This is a genomic window from Confluentibacter citreus (assembly GCF_002807055.1).
GTDB classification, from domain to species: domain Bacteria; phylum Bacteroidota; class Bacteroidia; order Flavobacteriales; family Flavobacteriaceae; genus Confluentibacter; species Confluentibacter citreus.
The window spans coordinates 1,167,119-1,187,514 of the sequence record NZ_NIXN01000001.1; the positions used below are offsets into that span (position 1 = coordinate 1,167,119).

Below are 20,396 nucleotides of genomic sequence, written 5' to 3' on the forward strand. Positions count from 1 at the left end.
GGAATCCATAAAAATATAAACTGTCAGGTTGAGCGCAGTCGAAACCCAAAAAGAAAAGAAACATGAGTGAAGAAAGAAAGCAATTTGAAACAGAAGCCATTCGCACGCAAATAGAACGTAGCGAATTTTTAGAACATACAAGCCCCATATACTTAACATCCAGTTTTGTGTTTGAAGATGCCGAAGATATGCGCGCCTCTTTTACAGAAGAAAAAGAACGTAATATTTACAGTCGTTTTTCAAATCCGAATACCACCGAGTTTGTAGATAAAATATGTAAGATGGAAGAAGCCGAAAGTGGGTACGCTTTTGCAACGGGTATGGCTGCTGTGTTTTCAACGTTTGCGGCTTTATTGAAAAGTGGTGATCATATTGTATCGGCACGTTCGGTATTTGGTTCTACGCATGCGTTGTTCATGAATTACTTTCCAAAATGGAACATTACAACCAGTTATTTCGATGTCAACAAACCTGAAACTATTGAAAGTTTCATTACGCCAAATACGAAGATTCTGTATGCTGAAACACCGACCAATCCCGCAGTCGATATCATCGATTTGGAATTGCTTGGAAACATTGCCAAAAAACATAATTTAATTTTAGTTATTGATAATTGTTTTGCCACGCCTTATTTGCAACAGCCTATAAAGTTTGGTGCACATTTGGTGATCCATTCTGCTACAAAATTAATCGACGGACAAGGGCGTGTATTGGGTGGTATTACGGTTGGAAATGCCGATTTAATTCGGGAAATCTATCTATTTTCCAGAAATACAGGGCCCGCTTTATCGCCGTTTAACGCGTGGATATTGTCAAAAAGTTTAGAAACATTAGCGGTTAGAGTCGATAAACATTGTGACAATGCTTTAAAAGTCGCTGAGTTTTTAGAAAGTCATTCCAACGTGAATTGGGTAAAATACCCATTTTTAAAATCGCATCCGCAATACGAAGTTGCTAAAAAACAAATGAAATTAGGCGGAAACATTGTGGCTTTTGAAGTGAAAGGCGGTATTGATGGTGGTCGTAAATTTTTGAATGCCATTAAAATGTGTTCTTTGGCGGCAAACTTGGGTGACACGAGAACCATAGTCACACATCCATCTTCTACAACGCATAGTAAACTATCCGAAGCGGATAGATTGCAAGTGAGTATTACCGATGGTTTGGTTAGAATTTCTGTTGGTTTGGAACATATAGATGATATTATTGCAGATTTAAAACAAGCTTTAGAACATTGATATGAGATTATTTACCGTTGATGCTTTTACAAACGTCCCTTTTAAAGGAAATCCTGCGGCCGTTTGTGTTTTAGATAAACCACTTACTGAAGCCGCTTATATTGATATCGCACAGGAGATGAATCTTTCTGAAACGGCTTTTTTGTATGAAGAAGATGGGCGTTACCGACTTAGGTGGTTCACGCCAACCCTAGAAATAGATCTTTGTGGACATGCGACATTGGCAACGGCTAAAATTCTTTTTGAGAAATTTAATGTCACTAAAGACATTCTGGAATTCAACACCCGAAGTGGACTTTTAACCGTGAAAAAGAAGGGCAATCAATTGGAAATGGATTTTCCAATTGGTAAAACACAACCAGAAAATCCGAACGATGCCATATTAGAAGCATTTTTAGGCGAAAAGCCCATAAACGTTCATAGTGATAAGGATTGGTGTTTGGTGGAAGTCAGCCACAGTGATTTGATTAGGCATTTAAAACCTCAATTTGAATTGTTAAAGAAGCATTCTAAAAAGAAATTCATCATCACAGCGAAATCTTCTGATAAAGACTATGATTTTGTTTCTAGAATGTTCGCACCCGATTTTGGCATTGACGAAGATCCAGTAACCGGTTCAGCGCATTGTTATTTGGCTAATTATTGGAGTGAAAAACTGTCTAAAAATTCACTTATTGGTTATCAAGCTTCAAAACGTGGCGGCGTGGTAGTCTGCGAAGTCTTAAATAATGGCAGGGTACTTTTAAGTGGTGATTGTGTTATTATGGCTGAACTTTTGGTGGAGTGGGATTGGAATTAGGTTTGATATATATTTGAAAGCTTTATTTATTATTGCAAAGTAAAAAACGTATATTTGGTTTATATTCATTGTATTATGGGAGCATTAGAATTAAGAGAAAAATGGAAAAAGTCAATAACTAAGGTTGATGAACGCTTCCTGCGTATGGTAGATGCCTTATATGAAAGTTACACCCAAGATAAGTTGAATGACTACGATAATTTACCAGAAACCGCCAAAAAGTTAATTAATCAAGGTTTAGAAGATATTAACGAAGGACGTGTTCATTCTCATGAAGACGTGATGTCTGAATTCAGAAAGAAATACAATCTTGGTTAAAACTTCATGGATGTTTTTTGGACTGAAACTGCTAAACTGAGTTTTTCTGAGGAATTAGATTTTATTCATAGAAAATGGGGTAACAAAGAAGTAGAAAAATTCATTTTACTTTCCGAAGAATTTATTGAAATATTAAAGTCGGGACATCTTGAGGGCAAACCAACCGATAAAAAAGATGTGAAACTTTATGTAATATCCAAACAAACGACGCTCGTTTACAAACTAAATAACTCACAAAAACGTATTGAATTGATTCTTTTTTGGAACAATCTTAAAAACCCAAAAGAGTTTGAAAAGTTGGTTAATAGGTAGGGTTGTATAATTTAAGGGGTTTATAATTCATTGTTTAGTTCCAATTTCATTTTATAAGTTTTCAGTCCAATTATATCAGTTGTTTTAATTGCGTTTCTTAAACTTTTGTCAATTTCTCCTGCGATAATAAAACCTCTGATTTTTCTTTCTGGAAATTTATCTATGAGTAAACCAATATACATTGAAATTTGTCCAAAAACTTTATAGTCAGCAATTCCAGATTTTAATTCAATTACTAGTAAATCTCCATTTTGTTTCTCTAGGAGTATGTCTATTCTTTTTCCTCCAATTAGATATTCAACACCTTCATTATTTTCTCCGATAATTTTATATTCAGGGAATAGCTCATTTATTTGTAAAACCATTGAATTTTTTAAATCTCTTTCATAACTGAAGTTAGTCCATGTTTCTAAGTTGTCTATTTCCTCTTCAAGGGATTGCTTGATATCAAAAGATTTAGTTGAATTCTCACCAGGTTCAAAATTCGAACTTCTGTAAGACATATATAATTTCACTGCTTGTTTTAGAGTCGCAGAACCAGTTCTTACATTTCCGTTTATTGGAATTTTATGACTAGCTGGTAAATCATTCCTTTGGTCTTCTGTAGAATAAGTTAATCTTTCTAAAAGTGAATACCCATTGTCTTTAGCATAATGTTCGTCTAAATCACCTTCGTAATTTTCGACGGTTCTACAATTAGAAATTCGACTTTGGATAGTTCTAAAATCACTTCCATTTTCTTCATCCAACCAAATTTTAAATCTTTCTAAATTCATTTTTCATATTGATTAATTTATTATGACCCACTCATAAAATTTTAACTAAAATACTCATTATCCATTTATCTTTTCAGCATACGAATAACATTTTGTTAAAATACTTATATTCGCAGCATGCTATCTAAAAAAACAAAATACGGTTTAAAGGCACTCACTTACATCGCCAGAAAAGGTAATAACGAGCCTGTTCAAATTGGTGAGATTGCCAAAAACGAACATATTTCCCAAAAATTTTTAGAGAGTATTTTGCTTACGTTAAGAAAATCTGGGTTTTTGGGCTCAAAAAAAGGGAAACACGGTGGTTATTATTTGATTAAAAAACCGTCTGAGATTTTAATGACCGATGTGATGCGTGTTTTAGAAGGGCCCATTGCGTTGGTATCTTGCGTGAGTTTAAATTTTTATGAAAAATGCGATGATTGCCCAGACGAAGCCAGTTGCAGTGTCCATAAATTAATGATTCAAGTGCGTGATAGTACGCTAAATGTGTTTAAAAATAATACACTAGAGGATATATCTAAATAGCCTAAAAAAAGTATAAATTTATTTTGTGGTATAGCAAAAAGTGTTATTTTTGCAATCTCTATTAAATCGATAGGAATAATATAATACGAATAAAATGATTGATCAAGTGCTAACAAATCCAAGTCAAACTGAGAAAGCGACCTATAAAACGGATGTGGCAAAAGAGAAGCCGATTAGAAGTATAGCAAAATCTATTAGTTGGAGAATAGTAGGAACGATAGATACCATGATCATTTCTTGGATTGTTACTGGTCACTTAAATACAGCACTTTTAATTGGGGGTGTTGAAGTAGTCACAAAAATGGTATTGTACTTTTTTCACGAACGTATATGGAACTCAGTTAAATGGGGTAAATAAGAGATTACAATGATAACGGAAAATCAAATAAAAGAATTGAACGACGCTTATAAAAGTGCAAAGCCCTCTGAAATCATACAGAAGGCTTTTGAGCTTAGTAAAGAAGCGGTAGTAACAACAAATTTCAGGCCGTATGAAGCAGCTATTTTACATGCTGTAAATACTGTTGAGGCCAATGTGCCAGTGGTTTGGTGCGATACAGGTTACAATACACCACAAACCTATAGGCACGCTGAAAAAGTCATTAAAGATTTAAATCTAAACGTGTTTTTGTATGTGCCTAAACAAACATCGGCACACAGAGATGTGGTTATGGGTATTCCAAGTGTGGATGCGCCAGAACATGCTCTTTTTACGGAACAAGTAAAGTTAGAACCTTTCAGACGTGCTATGGAAGAACACAAACCAAAAGTTTGGTTCACCAATTTGCGTCAAGGCCAAACAGCATTTAGGGATAGTATTGGTATTTTCAGCGTTAGCAAAGATGGTGTTTTAAAGGTAAGTCCGTTCTATTATTGGTCTGATGCCGATTTAGATACATACTTAGCAGAACACCATTTACCAAATGAATTTAAATATTTCGACCCAACAAAAGCATTAGAAAATAGAGAGTGTGGTTTACATGCTTGAAATAGTGAAAAGTGGATAGTTAAAAGTAAAAAGGAGTAAAATTAAAATAACAAATATTCTTATTTCACCCGAGTAAGAATTCCTCCCCTTCGGGGAGGTTAGGAGGGGCTCATTATGAATAAAGACACATCACATATAAATTCGCTAGAAAACGAAGCTATTTACATTTTAAGGGAAGTAGCGGCACAGTTTGAAAAACCTGTATTGTTGTTTTCTGGTGGAAAAGATTCCATTACCTTGGTAAGATTGGCCGTAAAAGCATTTTATCCAGCAAAAATTCCGTTTCCTTTAATGCATATCGACACGGGGCATAATTTCCCGGAAACCATAGAATTTAGAGATAAATTGGTTAAGGAATTAGGATTGGAACTGATTGTTAGAAACGTTCAAGATTCCATTGATGAAGGAAAAGTAAAAGAGGAATCTGGAAGGTATGCTAGTAGAAATCAATTGCAAACTACCACACTTTTAGACGCCATTGAAGAATTTAAATTTGATGCGTGTATCGGTGGTGCACGTCGTGATGAAGAAAAAGCACGAGCTAAAGAGCGTATTTTTTCGGTTCGTGACGATTTTGGTCAGTGGGACGAAAAAAACCAACGTCCGGAGTTGTTCGATATGTTAAACGGACAAATTAATTTAGGTCAAAATGTACGCGTGTTCCCAATTTCAAACTGGACAGAATTGGATGTTTGGTCCTATATTGAACAAGAGAATATTGAAATTCCATCCATTTATTTTGCACACAAACGTAAAGTATTTTTAAGGGATGGCATGATTTGGTCAGCCGAAGATGAAGTGGTTTATAGAGATGATCATGAGGAAGTGATTGAAGAATTGGTACGTTTTAGAACCGTAGGCGATATGAGTTGCACGGCAGCTGTGTTGTCTGATGCGACGACCATTTCAAAAGTGGTTGCTGAAATCAGGGAATCAACCATTTCAGAACGTGGTGCGCGTATAGACGATAAACGCTCTGAAGCTGCGATGGAAAAACGTAAACAACAGGGGTATTTTTAAAGGCCCCCTAACCCCCAAAGGGGGAACTCGCACGTTTGCGAATATAAAGCCTGCATTATTTTATATTCTTGTAGGTATAGAAAAAGTAAATGAATAAAAAATAAATTTAAAATATAACCCGAACAAACACCCTCTCCTTTGGAGAGGGCTGGGGAGAGGCTATGGAAGTAATAAAAATTGCAACAGCAGGAAGTGTAGATGACGGAAAAAGTACCTTGATAGGGCGCATACTTTACGATACAAAATCATTAACGACTGATAAGTTAGAAGCTATAGAAAAAACCAGTAAACAAAGAGGATACGATTATCTGGATTTTTCTTTGGCTACAGATGGTTTGGTTGCTGAAAGAGAGCAAGGTATCACCATTGATGTGGCCCATATCTATTTTTCAACAGCGAAAAAAAGTTACATCATTGCCGATACTCCTGGGCATGTGGAATATACTAGAAACATGGTTACTGGCGCTTCTACATCACAAGCCTCTATCATTTTAATTGATGCTAGAAAAGGTGTGATTGAGCAAACCAATAGACACTTCTTCATCAATAATTTATTAAGAATTAAAGATGTGGTAGTTGCTATTAATAAAATGGATTTGGTGGATTATTCTGAAGACATCTATAATAAAATCAAAGCTGATTTTTCAGAATTGATGAGTAAAAGGGATTATCAGGATCAAAAAATAACATTCATTCCAGTAAGTGCTTTAAAAGGTGATAATGTGGTGAATAGATCACAAAGAATGCCTTGGTATACTGGTCAGTCGTTGTTAGAGCATTTTGAGAAATTAGATAAAGCTGATATTTTTAATGTAGGTACGCCACGTTTTCCTGTGCAATATGTCATCCGACCAAAAACTGAAGATTTTCATGATTTCAGAGGGTATGCAGGTAAAGTATATGGTGGCGAGTTAAGTGTTGGTGATGATATTTTGGTGTTGCCTTCAAAAACAAGATCAAAAATTAAGGACATTTATTTTTACGATCAAAAATACCAAACGGCTTCCAGACGTTCTTCGGTAACGATCACTTTGGAAAACGACATTAATGTAAGTCGTGGTGATATGATTGTTAAAGATGGTGATTTACCAACTATTGATAAAGAATTCACGGCCAACGTATGTTGGATGGATTCAAAACAATTGGTGCCGGGCGCTAAATACGTTGTGCAGCACGGTATTAATAAAGTTTTAGGTAAGGTTGAGAGAATCAACCATAAGATACATCCAGATTATTCTGGTATAGAAAAAAATGTTACGGAATTAGGGGTAAACGATATCGCTTCGGTAACATTTAAATTAAATAAGCCTATTTTTTATGATCAATTTAAAAACCATAGAACCAACGGTTCGTTCATTTTAATTGATACACAATCCAACAATACGGTCGGAGCTGGCTTCATTCAATAAAAAAAAAGATTATGCAAACTTTTAGAACAGAAATAGAAAATCAAGTTGTCGAAAAGGATATTATCGATTTAGCTAAAAGAATTGAACTTTTTCAAACTGGAAAGTTAGACGAAGAAAAATTTAGAAGTCTTCGTTTAGCTCGTGGTATCTACGGTCAACGTCAAGAAGGCGTACAAATGATTCGTATTAAATTGCCTTACGGAAAGGTAAAGAGCAATCAATTACGTCGGATTTCTGATGTGTCAGATGAATATTCTCGTGGACGATTACATATCACCACGCGTCAAGATATTCAGATTCATTATGTTGATATCAACAGAACACCAGAACTTTGGTCGCAATTGGATAAAGACGACGTGACCATTAGGGAAGCTTGTGGTAACACTGTTCGAAATATCACCGCTTCTGAACTTGCAGGCATTGATGTTAACGAACCATTTGATGTGTCGCCTTATGCCGATGCCATGTTTCGTTTCTTTTTAAGAAACCCGATTTGTCAAGAAATGGGACGAAAATTCAAGGTGTCATTTTCATCTTCTGATGAAGATACGGGATTATCATACATGCATGATTTAGGTTTTATAGCCAAGATTGAAAATGGTGAGCGTGGATTTAAGGTAATGATTGGTGGCGGATTAGGATCTCAACCTCGTGAAGCCGATGTGCTTTATGAATTTTTGCCAACAGACAAAATCATTCCAACCATGGAAGGTGTTGTACGTGTGTTTGACCGTTACGGCGAACGTAAAAGTCGTGCCAAAGCGCGTATGAAATTCTTAATTAAAGATATTGGGTTGGATGCTTTCATTAAATTGGTTGAAGAAGAGCAAGAAGCTATTGAGCATAAATCTGTTGTGATTGATGCCAGTGCTTACCCAGTTTTGAGGCCAGTGTCTGTTGAAGCACCTCAAGTAGCCATTAACGACCAAAAAGCCTTCGATTTATGGAAATCTACGAACCTCATTCCTCAAAAACAGGAAGGTTATGTAGCCATCGGAATCAAAGTGTTATTAGGTGATTTTTATACAGATAAAGCCCGTTTATTAGCGGATTTAGTTGAAAAATATGCTGCTGGAGAAATACGTTTGTCATTACGTCAAAATATCGTGATTCCTTTTGTTAAGGAAGATTTAGTGCCGTTTTTCTACACCGAATTGGAAAAATTAGGTTTTGTGGAGGCAGGTTATAATAAAGCAGTCGATATTACCGCTTGTCCTGGAACGGATACCTGTAATTTAGGAATTGCAAGTAGTACAGGAATCGCAGATGAGTTGGAACGTGTTATAAAAACCGAATATCCACAATACTTAACTAAAGACGATTTAGTAATAAAAATTAGTGGTTGTATGAATGCGTGTGGACAGCACAATATGGCGAATATTGGTTTCCAAGGGATGTCTGTTCGTACACCAGATAAATTGGTGGCACCTGCTTTACAAGTGTTATTAGGTGGTGAAAATTTAAAAAATGGTAAAGGAGCTTTTGCAGATAAAGTAGTAAAAGTGCCAAGTAAAAGGGGCCCTGAAGCGTTGCGTAGAATATTAAATGATTTTGAAGCCAATGCCAACGGAAAAACATTTTATGAGTATTACCAAGTAACAGGGGAGCGTTATTTTTATGATTTATTGAATGACCTTCAAGATGTTACCAATTTAACGCAAGACGATTTTATTGATTGGGGAACCAACGAAGATTACGTTAAGGAAATTGGTATTGGCGAATGTGCTGGCGTGGTCATTGATTTAATTGCAACCTTGTTTTTTGAAAGTGAAGAGAAAATAGAAAATGCTAAAATATCATTTGATAACAAAGTGTATTCTAGCGCTATTTACCATGCCTATAGTTCTATGGTAAATTCTGCGAAAGCATTGCTTATAGCAGAAAATAAAAGCACAAACACCCATGCGGGCATCATCAGTCAGTTTGATGAAATGTTTGTGGAAAGTGGGAAAATAAATTTAGGTGTTTCATTTTCTGAATTGATTTATCAAATTAATAAAAATGCACCAACCGAAGCTTTTGCATCGAAATACATTGAAAGTGCCAATCTGTTTTTAGATAAGGTAAGGACGTATAGAGAAGAAGAAAACAAGCTTGAGAAAGCGGCTGTTTAAAAGATAGAAATGAACATAAAAACTCCAAAATTAACAGTTGTAGGCGCAGGGCCTGGGGATGTAGATTTAATTACCATTAAAGCAATTAAAGCGATTGAATCTGCCGATGTGATACTGTATGATGCGCTTATTAATGAGGAGTTGCTAAAATATGCTTCAAAAGACGCTGAGATTATTTTTGTGGGCAAACGCAAAGGATGTTATGCCTTTCAGCAAGAACAAATTAATGAACTCATCGTTGCCAAAGCTCATGAAAAAGGGCATGTTGTGAGATTAAAGGGAGGCGACCCATTCATTTTTGGAAGAGGCGCGGAGGAGATTGATTATGTACAACCTTTTGGGTTGGAAACCTATGTGGTGCCTGGGATATCCTCTATAAGTGCTGTACCAGGGTATCAAGGAATTCCTTTAACGAAAAGACATGCTGCCGAAAGTTTTTGGGTGATTACGGGAACAACGAAAAATCATCAGTTATCTGAAGATGTTGCTATTGCAGCAAAATCGACTGCAACCATTGTCATTCTCATGGGAATGGCTAAGTTGGAAGAGATTGTAAAGGTTTTTTCAGCTGAAAACAAACAAGATACGGCTGTAGCGATTATTCAAGAAGGCACAACGATTAATGAAAAAGTAGGGATTGGAACAATTAGCACCATCCAGCAAGTTGTTGAAGAAAAACAATTGTCTTCTCCTGCAATTATTGTTATCGGCGATGTGGTGAAAGAGCGTGTTCAACTTTCATCTTTAGTTGAGAATTTGAATGAGAATTTAGGTTAACATGGAAGAAAGAAACAATCTATATCCCATTTTTTTAAAACTAAGTAACCTTAAAGTGCTCATCGTTGGTGGTGGAAATGTTGCTGAAGAAAAATTGTCATTTATATTGAAGTCCAGTCCAGATGCTTGTGTAACAATGGTGTCACCTATGTTTCGGGAAGGTACTTTATCTTTGGCGGAACAAGGCAATGTCAAGTTAATAAAGAATAGATACAGCAAACGTTTCTTAAAAGGGAAACATATTGTGATTGCAACTACCGATGTGCCCGCTATAAATGTAAAAGTTTACAAGCATTGCAGAAAACGTAGCATTTTGGTCAATGTCGCCGATAATCCACCGTATTGCGATTTTTATATGGGTGGTATCGTAACTAAAGGCAATGTGAAAGTGGCGATTTCCACGAATGGAAAATCACCTACAACAGCCAAACGTTTACGTCAGTTTTTCGAGGATGTTATTCCAGAAAATGTAGATGACTTGGTTAAAAATTTGAATGAATATAGAAAAACAATAAAAGGTGATTTTCAAGAAAAAGTGGAAACACTCAACGAATTTACCAAAGGATTAATTGAAAAAAAAGTGCAAAATGATTAAAACAGATATACTCATTATAGGTGCAGGGCCAACAGGATTATTCACGGTTTTTGAGGCAGGATTATTGAAATTAAAATGTCATTTAATTGATGCATTGCCACAACCAGGTGGTCAATGTTCAGAAATATATCCTAAAAAACCTATTTATGATATTCCAGGTTTCCCTGAAATATTGGCGGGCGATTTAACCAGAAACCTATTAGAACAAGGTAAACAGTTTGAGCCTGGTTTTACATTAGGTGAACGTGCAGAAACTATAGAAAAACAAGATGATGGGTCGTTTATTGTGACTACCAATAAAGGCACAAAACACCAAGCGCCCGTAGTTGCTATTGCAGGTGGTTTAGGGTCTTTCGAACCTAGAAAACCAGCGTTGGATAATCTGGAAATTTATGAAGATAATGGGTTGGAATATTTCATCAAAGACCCAGAAGTATATAGAAATAAAAGAGTGGTTATTTCTGGAGGTGGTGATTCTGCTTTAGATTGGAGTATCTTTTTGGCCGATGTAGCCTCAGAAGTGACATTAATACACAGAAGAAACGAATTCAGAGGTGCTCTTGATTCCGTTGAAAAAGTAAGTGAATTAAAAGAGCTAGGGAAAATCAATTTAGTAACGCCTGCCGAAGTTGTTGAGCTCCATGGTAACGGTAAAATTGAAGCGGTTACAGTAAATATAGATGGAGAGTTGAGCCAAATTGAAACCGATCATTTTATTCCATTATTCGGGTTGTCTCCTAAATTAGGACCTATTGCAGATTGGGGATTGGAAATTGAAAAAAATGCTATAAAAGTTGATAATTCCCTAAACTATCAAACTAATATTCCTGGTATTTTCGCTATTGGCGACGTCAACACTTATCCAGAAAAATTAAAATTAATTCTTTGTGGATTCCATGAAGCAACTTTAATGTGTCAGGCAGCCTACAGAATTATCAATCCAGGTAAAAAGTATGTGTTAAAATATACAACTGTTAGTGGTATTGATGGTTTTGATGGTACACGTAAAGAAGCCCCAAAAGCAGTTGTGCAATCCATTCAATAAAAAGATTTTTTATCTAAATCTATATTGTTGTAAATTTCAGGATTGAATAACGACAACAAGTTAGATAATTAAAAATAGTTTATATGATGGATCCGTGCGAAGAATTGAACGAGAAGTTGATTCAAAAAAAATATAATGTGCGTTTAAAAGATGTTGTGAAAACATTTACGAAACGATTATTCTATTATATTTTTGATGAACATAACAATGAACTTCAATCTTTAAAAAAGACCTTTTTAGATATTACCGATAATTTAAACATCGAAAATAACGAGGCTGTTTGGGATGAATTTAAAGGTGAGTTCTCTGCTATTAGAGCAAAACTGGATTTAGATGCCATTGCGGTTGTAAATTTCGACCCAGCCACCAAAAGCTTAGAGGAAGTTTACATGGCATGTCCAGGATTTTATGCTATTTCCATTTATCGATTAAGTCATCAATTATATGTGCAAAAAGTGCCCATTCTACCAAGAATGATGAGCGAATATGTGCATGGTATTACGGGTATTGATATTCATCCGGGAGCAACCATTGGCGAATCGTTTTTTGTTGACCACGGCACAGGAATCGTTATTGGGGAAACATCTATCATCAAAAATAATGTCAAGATTTTTCAAGGTGTTACTTTAGGAGGTATTCAAGTGAAGAAAAGCATGGAATCTACGAAGCGTCATCCAACTATAGAAGATAATGTGACTATTTATGCCAATGCAACTATTTTAGGTGGTGATATTGTCATAGGAGCAAACAGCACTATTGGTGCAAACGTTTGGATAACTCAATCGGTTCCAGAAAACTCATTGGTGACGTATCAAACGGAAATTAAAATCAGACCAAAGAAAAATGGCATACGCTAGTATTACAGACCGAATAGGCAATACACCGCTGGTAGAAGCCAGTTATTTAATTCAAAATAAAAAAGTGACCCTTTTATTGAAGCTTGAAGGCGATAATCCCGGGGGAAGTGTTAAAGATCGTGCTGCTTTTAACATGATTTCTGAAGCTCTAAAGCGTGGAGAGATAAAGCAAGGTGGTACTTTAGTGGAAGCTACAAGCGGAAATACAGGCATTGCATTGGCATTTATTGCTAACTTATTAGGTTTGAAGATGGTGTTGGTGATGCCCGACAACTCAACCGAGGAACGTGTTAAAACCATGCGGGCTTATGGTGCTGAGGTTATCTTAACACCTGCAGATATAGGCATCGAAGGCTCCAGAGATGTTGCTTTTCAATTGCGTGACGAAAAAGGCTACATGCTTTTAAATCAGTTTGAGAACGATGACAACTGGAAAGCACATTATAAAACCACGGGGCCTGAAATTTGGAGAGACACACAAGGTGAAGTGACACACTTTGTGTCGGCCATGGGAACCACGGGGACTATTATGGGTGTGTCAACCTATTTAAAAGAGAAAAATAAAAACATCACCATCGTTGGTGCACAACCAGCAGATGGGGCTAAAATTCCGGGTATTAGAAAATGGTCACCAGAATATGTGCCTAAATTTTTTGATAGGTCGAAAGTGGATGTAGTGATTGATGTCAGTGAAGAAGATGCCAAAGCGATGACTCAAAGATTGGCTAAAGAAGAAGGAGTTTTTGCAGGCATGAGTAGCGGCGGTTCTGTTTTTACGGCTTTGAAATTAGCGGACACTTTAGAAAGTGGTGTCATTGTTGCCATTATTTGTGATAGGGGAGACCGGTATTTGTCTTCAACATTATTTGAATAAAAGCAGCCAATATTTATGAATTTAGTATGAATTTAAAAAAATGTGTGGTACTTTTACCCATTAGTTCATAAACGTATTAATTATGTTATCAAGAAAGGTAGAGGGAATAGACCCGTTGAAGCCTTGGCAACCCTTTTTTCGATGGCTATCGGGATAAAGAAGGTGCTACGTTCTACTGCTGGTCCGGAATTTATTTCAGGAACTATGCGGAAAGATAACGAAAAGTGTTTCTTTTACTTTTCTTGATGACATGCAGATATAAATTATCATAATGTCAAACATACAACAAGCTTTACAACAACGTATTTTAGTGCTCGATGGCGCTATGGGAACCATGCTTCAGCAATATAAATTTACTGAAGACGACTTTAGGGGTGAGCGCTTTAAGGATTATCCCACACCATTGCAGGGCAATAACGATTTGCTTTCCATTACACAGCCAGAAGCGATTAAAACCATTCATGCCAAATATTTTGAGGCAGGGGCAGATATTGTTGAAACCAATACATTTTCTGGTACAACCATCGCTATGGCCGATTATCAAATGGAAGATTTGGTGTATGAACTCAATTATCAATCGGCTAAAATAGCCAGAGAAGTAGCGGATGAATTTACAGCTAAAGAACCAAACAAACCCCGTTTTGTGGCAGGTTCTATCGGACCAACAAACCGAACCGCTAGTATGTCGCCCGACGTTAATGATCCTGGTTACAGAGCCGTGACTTTTGATGAATTACGCATTGCCTATAAACAGCAAGTGGAAGCGTTAATTGATGGTGGTGTTGATTTGCTTTTGGTTGAAACGGTATTTGATACCCTAAATGCCAAAGCAGCACTATTTGCTATTGAAGAAGTTAAGGAAGAACGCAACATTGATATTCCAATCATGTTAAGCGGTACCATTACCGATGCATCTGGTAGAACCTTATCTGGACAAACAGCAGAAGCTTTTTTAATTTCGGTATCGCATATTCCATTATTATCCATTGGATTTAATTGTGCTTTAGGAGCTAATTTATTACAGCCACATTTAGAGGCGATTGCCAATAAAACAGATTTTGCTATTTCTGCGCATCCTAATGCAGGATTACCAAATGCTTTTGGTGAATACGATGAATCTCCAGAAGAAATGGGTGAACAAATAGAAGAATATTTAAAGAAGAATTTAATTAATATTATTGGTGGTTGTTGTGGAACAACGCCCGAGCATATAAAAGTGATTTCCAATATTGCCGCAAAATATAAACCAAGAGAGTTTATCATTCCTGCTGAGGCTGGAATCCAATAAAAGAACAAATTATGATTCTAGAAGTTGCTGTTTTAAATATAAAAAAGGGACTTTCAAAAGACTTTGAAAAAAGTTTTCATGAAGCACAAAAAATAATTTCATCAATGAAAGGATATATATCCCATGAATTGAAGAAATCATTGGAACATGAAGATAAATATATATTATTAGTGAGTTGGGAAACCATTGAAGACCATGAAGAAGGATTTCGAAAATCGGAAGCATATCAAGAGTGGAAAAAATTATTGCATCATTTTTATGAACCCTTTCCCATTGTAGAGCATTATAGATAATGAAAATTAAACAAACAAAATACATGCGTTTATCAGGATTAGAACCACTAATCCTAAACGAAGACAGCAATTTTATAAACGTTGGTGAACGTACTAACGTTGCGGGGTCGCGTATGTTTTTACGATTAATCAAAGAAGAAAAATTTGATGAAGCTTTAGCAGTTGCGCGACATCAAGTAGATGGTGGTGCACAGATTATTGATATTAATATGGACGATGGTCTTATTGATGGCAAAGAATCGATGGTGCGTTTCCTAAATTTGATTGCTTCAGAACCTGATATTTCCAGAGTACCTATCATGATAGATAGTTCGAAATGGGAAATCATTGAAGCTGGTTTAAAAGTGGTACAAGGTAAATGCGTGGTCAATTCCATTTCTTTAAAAGAGGGTGAAGATAAATTTATTTGGGAAGCGAAACAGATAAAACGTTACGGTGCTGCGGTTGTGGTTATGGCCTTTGATGAGGTGGGACAAGCCGATAATTATGAACGTCGATTGGAAATATCAAAACGGTCTTATGATATTTTAGTAAATAAAGTAGGCTTTCCTTCCGAAGATATTATTTTCGACTTAAACATATTTCCCGTAGCAACAGGAATGGATGAGCACAAAAGAAATGCCATCGATTTTATTGAAGCCACACGATGGGTACGTCAAAATTTACCAAATGTCAGTGTGAGTGGTGGTGTGAGTAACGTATCGTTTTCATTCAGAGGAAATGATGGTGTGCGTGAAGCGATGCACTCCGTGTTTTTATACCATGCCATTCAAGCGGGTATGAATATGGGAATTGTAAATCCGTCACTTTTAGAAGTCTATGATGATATTCCAAAAGATTTATTAGAACGTGTTGAAGATGTTATTTTAGACAGAAGGGACGATGCTACCGAGCGTTTGTTGGATTTTGCTGAAACGGTTAAAGGCTCTAAAAAAGAAGCGGGCGTTGATTTATCCTGGCGGGAAAATCCTGTTCAAGATAGAATTACCCATGCGCTTGTAAAAGGAATTGACGCCTTTATTATTGAGGATGTGGAGACTGCTAGATTGGAAGCCGAAAAACCTATTGATGTTATTGAAGGTCATTTGATGATAGGCATGAACGTTGTAGGCGATTTATTTGGCGCTGGAAAAATGTTCTTGCCGCAGGTTGTTAAGTCGGCCAGGGTTATGAAAAAAGCGGTGGGGTATTTAAATCCGTTTATAGAAGCTGAAAAAGGCGATTTGCAAGAACCAGTTGGGAAAGTATTGATGGCAACCGTAAAAGGCGATGTACATGATATTGGTAAAAATATTGTGAGTGTGGTGTTGGCTTGTAATAATTACGAAATAGTCGATTTGGGTGTGATGGTGCCACCAGAACGCATTATTTCTGAAGCCAAATTACATAATGTCGATGCTATTGGATTATCTGGACTCATCACGCCATCACTTGATGAAATGGTGTATTTAGCCAAAGAAATGGAACGTCAGAATTTCAGTATTCCATTACTTATTGGTGGCGCAACGACTTCAAAAGCACATACAGCGGTAAAAATTGATCCTCAATATAAAAATGCCGTGGTTCATGTCAACGATGCATCTAGAGCCGTTACGGTTGTGGGCGATTTGTTGAACAAAAAAACAGTCAATGAATATGTAGCCAATTTAAAAAAGGATTATGATGAGTTTCGTACCAAGTTTTTAAAGCGAGGCAAAGAGAAATCATATATTTCCATTAATGAATCTAGGAAAAGAAAGTTTAAAATTGATTGGGAAACTTCTGAAATTGTAAAGCCTAAGGAACTCGGAATTCAAGTTTTAAAGCAGTTAAGTCTAAAAGAATTAGTGCCATTTATAGATTGGAGTCCGTTTTTTAGAAGTTGGGATTTACATGGTAAATATCCAGATATTTTAACTGATGAGATGGTTGGTGAGCAAGCAACAATTATGTTTAAGGAAGCTCAAAAAATGATTGAAGAAATCATTGCAAAGCAGTTATTAAAGCCAAGAGCAGTTTTCGGATTGTTTGAAGCGAATACCATTCATCATGATGATATTTCTGTTCAGAAAAAAGGAAAAGAAATCGTGGTTTTTAGAACCTTACGTCAGCAATTAAGCAAGCGTGAAGGCATTCCAAACATTGCTTTAGCCGATTTTATTGCGCCAAAGGAAACCGGGAAAACCGATTATATGGGAGCCTTTTGTGTCGCTATTTTTGGAGCACAAGAATTGGCAGATAGTTATAGAAAAAAAGAGGACGATTATAACGCTATTATGGCGCAAGCGATTGCTGATAGGTTTGCAGAAGCTTTAGCGGAATATTTACATAAGCAAGTTCGAACCAAACATTGGGGTTATGCTGAAAATGAGGATTTAACCAACGATGATTTAATACAGGAAAGTTATAAGGGCATTCGTCCAGCACCCGGTTATCCAGCGTGTCCAGACCATTTGGAAAAAGAAACTATTTGGGAGTTATTAGAAGTCGAAAAAATTATTGGTGTGACCTTAACTGAAAGTTTAGCCATGTGGCCAGCAGCAGCCGTTTCTGGATATTATTTTGGAAATCCTGAAGCCAAGTATTTTGGTTTGGGAAAAATTACCGATGATCAAGTAACCGATTACGCTGTTAGAAAAGGTATCACAAAGGAAAAAGCTAGAAAATGGTTGCATCCAACGATTGCAGATGAATAGGCCCCACCCAGTCTCCCCGAAGGGGAGGAAAAATATATAAAATGAAAGACAAATTTATAGAATTAACATTAGGCAGTTACATCATTTCCCATGGATATAATTCCAAAAATAAAGAAATGATGGAGCCCATTTCTTCAGATAATTTCTCGAAGAAAATCATTCCAGTTTTCAGAATAAAATCTGTTAGTGAAAAATATATCTTGACCGATTATGTAGATGGACGATGGATTTATTGGGAATATCAAGAAGACTATGAAGCCGTTAAAAAGTTATTGCTTTAATTTGCGTTAATAAAAAATTAATAAATTAAGACCACGTAATCCCCCTCCTTTGGAGGGGTTAGGGGAGGCCTATGAAAGTAACAGATCACATAAAAAAAGCTAACGGAAAAACATTGTTTTCTTTTGAAGTGATTCCACCTCAAAAAGGAAAAAACATTCAGGAATTATATGATAATATAGACCCGTTAATGGAGTTTAAACCACCTTTTATTGATGTAACGACATCAAGGGAAGAATATGTTTATATAGACAAAGGCAACGGACTTTTAGATAAGCGCATTACCCGTATGCGCCCCGGAACCGTTGGTATTTGTGCGTCCATTATGCACAAGTATGGAGCTGATGCGATACCGCATTTGCTTTGTGGTGGCTTCACCAAAGAAGAAACCGAATATGTATTGGTCGATTGCCATTATTTAGGCATTGATAATGTGATGGCATTACGTGGCGATTCCATGAAAGATGAACCCTATTTTAAACCTATAGAAGGAGGGAATGCATATGCTAGTGAGTTGGTTGAACAAATAGCCAATTTAAATCGTGGTAAGTATTTGCATGATGATGTTATTGTTGAACATAATGCTGATTTTTGTATTGGTGTTGCTGGTTACCCAGAAAAACATATGGAAGCACCTTCTTTGGTAACCGATTTAAAGCGCTTGAAAGCCAAAGTGGATGCTGGTGCCGATTATGTGGTAACACAAATGTTTTTTGATAATAATAAGTTTTTTGAGTTTGTTGAAAAAGCAAAAGCAGCAGGTATTACCGTGCCTATTATTCCGGGTATTAAACCCATTGCCGTAAAACGTCATTTACAATTATTGCCACAGGTTTTTAAAATTGATATACCTCAAGATTTAATTGATGCTGTTGAAGCTTGTAAAGATAATCATGCGGTAAGGCAAGTGGGCATTGAGTTCGCCATACAGCAATCTAAAGAGTTAAGGGATTTTGGTGTGCCTGTATTACATTATTATTCTATGGGCAAAAGTGACAATATAAAAGCGATAGCCTCTGCTTTGTTTTAAATATGGTACATTTACCAAATAAGCAGATGCTTTAATGAAACCATTTTTAACCTACACCTTTATTCTAATTTCAATCTTTGGTTTTTCACAAGACAAAGAACATACCTCTTATTTTGATGTCAATTATTTTAAGGGAAACATAGCACTTCATAATAATGATATTCTTCATTTAATAAAAGGACATCCTGAAGGTGTTATTTTAAGTTGGAATAAAAAATCCTACGGATTTAACGATTGGGAACAACGCTACAACTATCCAGATTATGGAGCTTCGTTTATTTATCAGAATTTAAAGAATGATGTTTTAGGAGATAATTATGCACTATACGCACATTATAATTTTTATTTTCTCAAACGGAATGTAATGATGCGTATCGGTCAAGGTTTGGCTTTAACCACAAATCCCTACGACAAAGAAACAAACTATAGAAATAATGCTTTCGGCTCTAAATTGTTAAGCAGTACGTATGTGATGCTTAATTATAAAACAGAACGTATTGTAGATAATTTTGGTTTGCAAGTGGGCTTGTCTTTAATTCATTATTCCAATGCAAACCTGAAAGCACCCAACACAAGTATTAATTCCATTACCTTAAACTTAGGGGTTACTTATAATTTAGATGCAGAAGAACCAGAATATGTTACAACATTATCCCAACAAGGAAAGGAAAAATTCACCCAACCATTAAAGTACAATCTGGTTTTTAGAACAGGGATTAATGAAAGTGATGTTGTTGATAGCGGACAATTTCCATTTTATATTTTTTCTGGTTATGTAGATAAACGTATCAATGTAAAAAGCGCTTTTCAATTAGGAGCTGATGTGTTTTTTTCTAATTTTTTAAAAGAATATATTTATTATAGATCGGTGTCTTATCCAGAAGAGCCTGCCACTGGGAATGAAGATCATAAACGTGTTGGTGTTTTTGTTGGCCACGAGTTGTTTGTAAACAGAACATCATTGATAACACAATTAGGATATTATGCTTATTATCCGTTTGATTTTGAAGGAAGAACCTATTTTAGGGTTGGATTAAAACGTTATATTAATGACAAATGGTTTGGGGCTTTAACCTTAAAATCGCATGGGGCAAAAGCAGAAGCCGTTGAATTTGGAGTAGGAGTTAGATTATGATTTCAAACATAAGTTTCAGATTAAAATAATTTTAATTTGAATATAT

22 protein-coding genes and 1 riboswitch are annotated in these 20,396 nt (G+C 36.0%); of the genes, 21 read left to right on the plus strand and 1 reads right to left on the minus strand.

What is annotated here, in order from left to right:
• Positions 1–62 precede the first annotated feature (62 nt).
• The 4 genes from CDH49_RS05090 (at position 63) to CDH49_RS05105 (ending at position 2,667) form a co-directional block, all read left to right on the plus strand.
• On the plus strand, positions 63–1,238 hold the full coding sequence (locus CDH49_RS05090; protein ID WP_100614289.1) for a trans-sulfuration enzyme family protein: 1,176 nt from the start codon (positions 63–65) through the stop codon (positions 1,236–1,238).
• Between the two features lies 1 nt (position 1,239).
• The gene (locus tag CDH49_RS05095) at positions 1,240–2,037 is read left to right on the plus strand and encodes a PhzF family phenazine biosynthesis protein (protein ID WP_100614290.1); all 798 of its coding nucleotides are present in this window, start codon (positions 1,240–1,242) and stop codon (positions 2,035–2,037) included.
• Between the two features lie 75 nt (positions 2,038–2,112).
• Positions 2,113–2,355 carry a hypothetical protein gene (locus tag CDH49_RS05100; protein ID WP_100614291.1) on the plus strand — a complete coding sequence of 81 codons (243 nt, stop codon included), beginning with the start codon at positions 2,113–2,115 and terminating at the stop codon, positions 2,353–2,355.
• 6 nt (positions 2,356–2,361) lie between these two features.
• The gene (locus tag CDH49_RS05105) at positions 2,362–2,667 is read left to right on the plus strand and encodes a hypothetical protein (protein ID WP_100614292.1); all 306 of its coding nucleotides are present in this window, start codon (positions 2,362–2,364) and stop codon (positions 2,665–2,667) included.
• Between the two features lie 20 nt (positions 2,668–2,687).
• Here the strand turns inward: CDH49_RS05105 and CDH49_RS05110 are convergent, their stop codons facing one another.
• Complete coding sequence (locus CDH49_RS05110) at positions 2,688–3,443, minus strand: endonuclease NucS domain-containing protein (RefSeq protein ID WP_100614293.1); 756 nt, start codon at positions 3,441–3,443, stop codon at positions 2,688–2,690.
• Between the two features lie 117 nt (positions 3,444–3,560).
• On the opposite strand from CDH49_RS05110, the gene CDH49_RS05115 reads away from it, so the two are divergent.
• From CDH49_RS05115 to CDH49_RS05195, 17 genes are all read left to right on the plus strand, one after another.
• Entirely contained in the window at positions 3,561–3,971 is a 411-nt protein-coding gene (locus CDH49_RS05115; RefSeq protein WP_100614294.1) for an RrF2 family transcriptional regulator, read from the plus strand.
• A gap of 94 nt (positions 3,972–4,065) precedes the next feature.
• A complete protein-coding gene (locus CDH49_RS05120) occupies positions 4,066–4,329 on the plus strand; it encodes a DUF2061 domain-containing protein (protein ID WP_100614295.1) in 264 nt (87 codons plus the stop codon).
• 9 nt (positions 4,330–4,338) lie between these two features.
• Positions 4,339–4,959 carry a phosphoadenosine phosphosulfate reductase domain-containing protein gene (locus tag CDH49_RS05125; protein ID WP_100614296.1) on the plus strand — a complete coding sequence of 207 codons (621 nt, stop codon included), beginning with the start codon at positions 4,339–4,341 and terminating at the stop codon, positions 4,957–4,959.
• Between the two features lie 114 nt (positions 4,960–5,073).
• Positions 5,074–5,979, plus strand: coding sequence for a sulfate adenylyltransferase subunit CysD (gene cysD, locus CDH49_RS05130; protein WP_100614297.1), 906 nt, complete (start codon positions 5,074–5,076; stop codon positions 5,977–5,979).
• Positions 5,980–6,140: 161 nt separating this feature from the next.
• Positions 6,141–7,388: a sulfate adenylyltransferase subunit 1 gene (locus CDH49_RS05135; RefSeq protein WP_100614298.1), complete on the plus strand. Its 1,248-nt coding sequence runs from the start codon at positions 6,141–6,143 to the stop codon at positions 7,386–7,388.
• An 11-nt stretch (positions 7,389–7,399) separates the two neighbouring features.
• Positions 7,400–9,502: a HEPN domain-containing protein gene (locus CDH49_RS05140; protein ID WP_100614299.1), complete on the plus strand. Its 2,103-nt coding sequence runs from the start codon at positions 7,400–7,402 to the stop codon at positions 9,500–9,502.
• Positions 9,503–9,511: 9 nt separating this feature from the next.
• A complete protein-coding gene (gene cobA, locus CDH49_RS05145; protein ID WP_100614300.1) occupies positions 9,512–10,279 on the plus strand; it encodes a uroporphyrinogen-III C-methyltransferase in 768 nt (255 codons plus the stop codon).
• Between the two features lies 1 nt (position 10,280).
• Positions 10,281–10,874: a precorrin-2 dehydrogenase/sirohydrochlorin ferrochelatase family protein gene (locus CDH49_RS05150; protein ID WP_100614301.1), complete on the plus strand. Its 594-nt coding sequence runs from the start codon at positions 10,281–10,283 to the stop codon at positions 10,872–10,874.
• Positions 10,867–11,919, plus strand: a complete 1,053-nt coding sequence (locus CDH49_RS05155; RefSeq protein ID WP_100614302.1) for an NAD(P)/FAD-dependent oxidoreductase — start codon at positions 10,867–10,869, stop codon at positions 11,917–11,919. The genes CDH49_RS05150 and CDH49_RS05155 overlap by 8 nt, the downstream gene beginning before the upstream one ends.
• Before the next feature lie 83 nt (positions 11,920–12,002).
• Positions 12,003–12,776 carry a serine O-acetyltransferase EpsC gene (gene epsC, locus CDH49_RS05160; protein ID WP_317044372.1) on the plus strand — a complete coding sequence of 258 codons (774 nt, stop codon included), beginning with the start codon at positions 12,003–12,005 and terminating at the stop codon, positions 12,774–12,776.
• On the plus strand, positions 12,763–13,650 hold the full coding sequence (cysM, locus tag CDH49_RS05165) for a cysteine synthase CysM (protein WP_100614304.1): 888 nt from the start codon (positions 12,763–12,765) through the stop codon (positions 13,648–13,650). Before epsC ends, cysM begins: the two co-directional genes overlap by 14 nt.
• Before the next feature lie 82 nt (positions 13,651–13,732).
• Positions 13,733–13,871: riboswitch (SAM riboswitch) on the plus strand.
• Positions 13,872–13,921: 50 nt separating this feature from the next.
• Positions 13,922–14,938: a homocysteine S-methyltransferase family protein gene (locus tag CDH49_RS05170; protein ID WP_100614305.1), complete on the plus strand. Its 1,017-nt coding sequence runs from the start codon at positions 13,922–13,924 to the stop codon at positions 14,936–14,938.
• Between the two features lie 11 nt (positions 14,939–14,949).
• Positions 14,950–15,231: an antibiotic biosynthesis monooxygenase family protein gene (locus CDH49_RS05175; protein ID WP_100614306.1), complete on the plus strand. Its 282-nt coding sequence runs from the start codon at positions 14,950–14,952 to the stop codon at positions 15,229–15,231.
• On the plus strand, positions 15,231–17,906 hold the full coding sequence (gene metH / locus CDH49_RS05180; protein WP_100614307.1) for a methionine synthase: 2,676 nt from the start codon (positions 15,231–15,233) through the stop codon (positions 17,904–17,906). Before CDH49_RS05175 ends, metH begins: the two co-directional genes overlap by 1 nt.
• A gap of 41 nt (positions 17,907–17,947) precedes the next feature.
• Positions 17,948–18,187: a hypothetical protein gene (locus tag CDH49_RS05185; protein WP_100614308.1), complete on the plus strand. Its 240-nt coding sequence runs from the start codon at positions 17,948–17,950 to the stop codon at positions 18,185–18,187.
• Positions 18,188–18,258: 71 nt separating this feature from the next.
• Positions 18,259–19,215 carry a methylenetetrahydrofolate reductase [NAD(P)H] gene (metF, locus tag CDH49_RS05190; RefSeq protein WP_100614309.1) on the plus strand — a complete coding sequence of 319 codons (957 nt, stop codon included), beginning with the start codon at positions 18,259–18,261 and terminating at the stop codon, positions 19,213–19,215.
• Between the two features lie 34 nt (positions 19,216–19,249).
• The gene (locus CDH49_RS05195) at positions 19,250–20,350 is read left to right on the plus strand and encodes an acyloxyacyl hydrolase (RefSeq protein ID WP_100614310.1); all 1,101 of its coding nucleotides are present in this window, start codon (positions 19,250–19,252) and stop codon (positions 20,348–20,350) included.
• The last annotated feature ends 46 nt before the right edge of the window (positions 20,351–20,396 follow it).

Coding starts and splice junctions, on each gene's coding strand:
- cysM (WP_100614304.1), top strand. CDS start 12,763: ATGGCATACGCTAGTATTACAGACCGAATAGGCAATACACCGCTGGTA.
- CDH49_RS05095 (WP_100614290.1), top strand. CDS start 1,240: ATGAGATTATTTACCGTTGATGCTTTTACAAACGTCCCTTTTAAAGGA.
- CDH49_RS05135 (WP_100614298.1), top strand. CDS start 6,141: ATGGAAGTAATAAAAATTGCAACAGCAGGAAGTGTAGATGACGGAAAA.
- CDH49_RS05150 (WP_100614301.1), top strand. CDS start 10,281: ATGGAAGAAAGAAACAATCTATATCCCATTTTTTTAAAACTAAGTAAC.
- cobA (WP_100614300.1), top strand. CDS start 9,512: ATGAACATAAAAACTCCAAAATTAACAGTTGTAGGCGCAGGGCCTGGG.
- CDH49_RS05110 (WP_100614293.1), bottom strand. CDS start 3,443: ATGAATTTAGAAAGATTTAAAATTTGGTTGGATGAAGAAAATGGAAGT.
- CDH49_RS05195 (WP_100614310.1), top strand. CDS start 19,250: ATGAAACCATTTTTAACCTACACCTTTATTCTAATTTCAATCTTTGGT.
- CDH49_RS05140 (WP_100614299.1), top strand. CDS start 7,400: ATGCAAACTTTTAGAACAGAAATAGAAAATCAAGTTGTCGAAAAGGAT.
- cysD (WP_100614297.1), top strand. CDS start 5,074: ATGAATAAAGACACATCACATATAAATTCGCTAGAAAACGAAGCTATT.
- metF (WP_100614309.1), top strand. CDS start 18,259: ATGAAAGTAACAGATCACATAAAAAAAGCTAACGGAAAAACATTGTTT.
- metH (WP_100614307.1), top strand. CDS start 15,231: ATGAAAATTAAACAAACAAAATACATGCGTTTATCAGGATTAGAACCA.
- CDH49_RS05120 (WP_100614295.1), top strand. CDS start 4,066: ATGATTGATCAAGTGCTAACAAATCCAAGTCAAACTGAGAAAGCGACC.
- epsC (WP_317044372.1), top strand. CDS start 12,003: ATGATGGATCCGTGCGAAGAATTGAACGAGAAGTTGATTCAAAAAAAA.
- CDH49_RS05155 (WP_100614302.1), top strand. CDS start 10,867: ATGATTAAAACAGATATACTCATTATAGGTGCAGGGCCAACAGGATTA.
- CDH49_RS05125 (WP_100614296.1), top strand. CDS start 4,339: ATGATAACGGAAAATCAAATAAAAGAATTGAACGACGCTTATAAAAGT.
- CDH49_RS05115 (WP_100614294.1), top strand. CDS start 3,561: ATGCTATCTAAAAAAACAAAATACGGTTTAAAGGCACTCACTTACATC.
- CDH49_RS05185 (WP_100614308.1), top strand. CDS start 17,948: ATGAAAGACAAATTTATAGAATTAACATTAGGCAGTTACATCATTTCC.
- CDH49_RS05105 (WP_100614292.1), top strand. CDS start 2,362: ATGGATGTTTTTTGGACTGAAACTGCTAAACTGAGTTTTTCTGAGGAA.
- CDH49_RS05100 (WP_100614291.1), top strand. CDS start 2,113: ATGGGAGCATTAGAATTAAGAGAAAAATGGAAAAAGTCAATAACTAAG.
- CDH49_RS05090 (WP_100614289.1), top strand. CDS start 63: ATGAGTGAAGAAAGAAAGCAATTTGAAACAGAAGCCATTCGCACGCAA.
- CDH49_RS05175 (WP_100614306.1), top strand. CDS start 14,950: ATGATTCTAGAAGTTGCTGTTTTAAATATAAAAAAGGGACTTTCAAAA.
- CDH49_RS05170 (WP_100614305.1), top strand. CDS start 13,922: ATGTCAAACATACAACAAGCTTTACAACAACGTATTTTAGTGCTCGAT.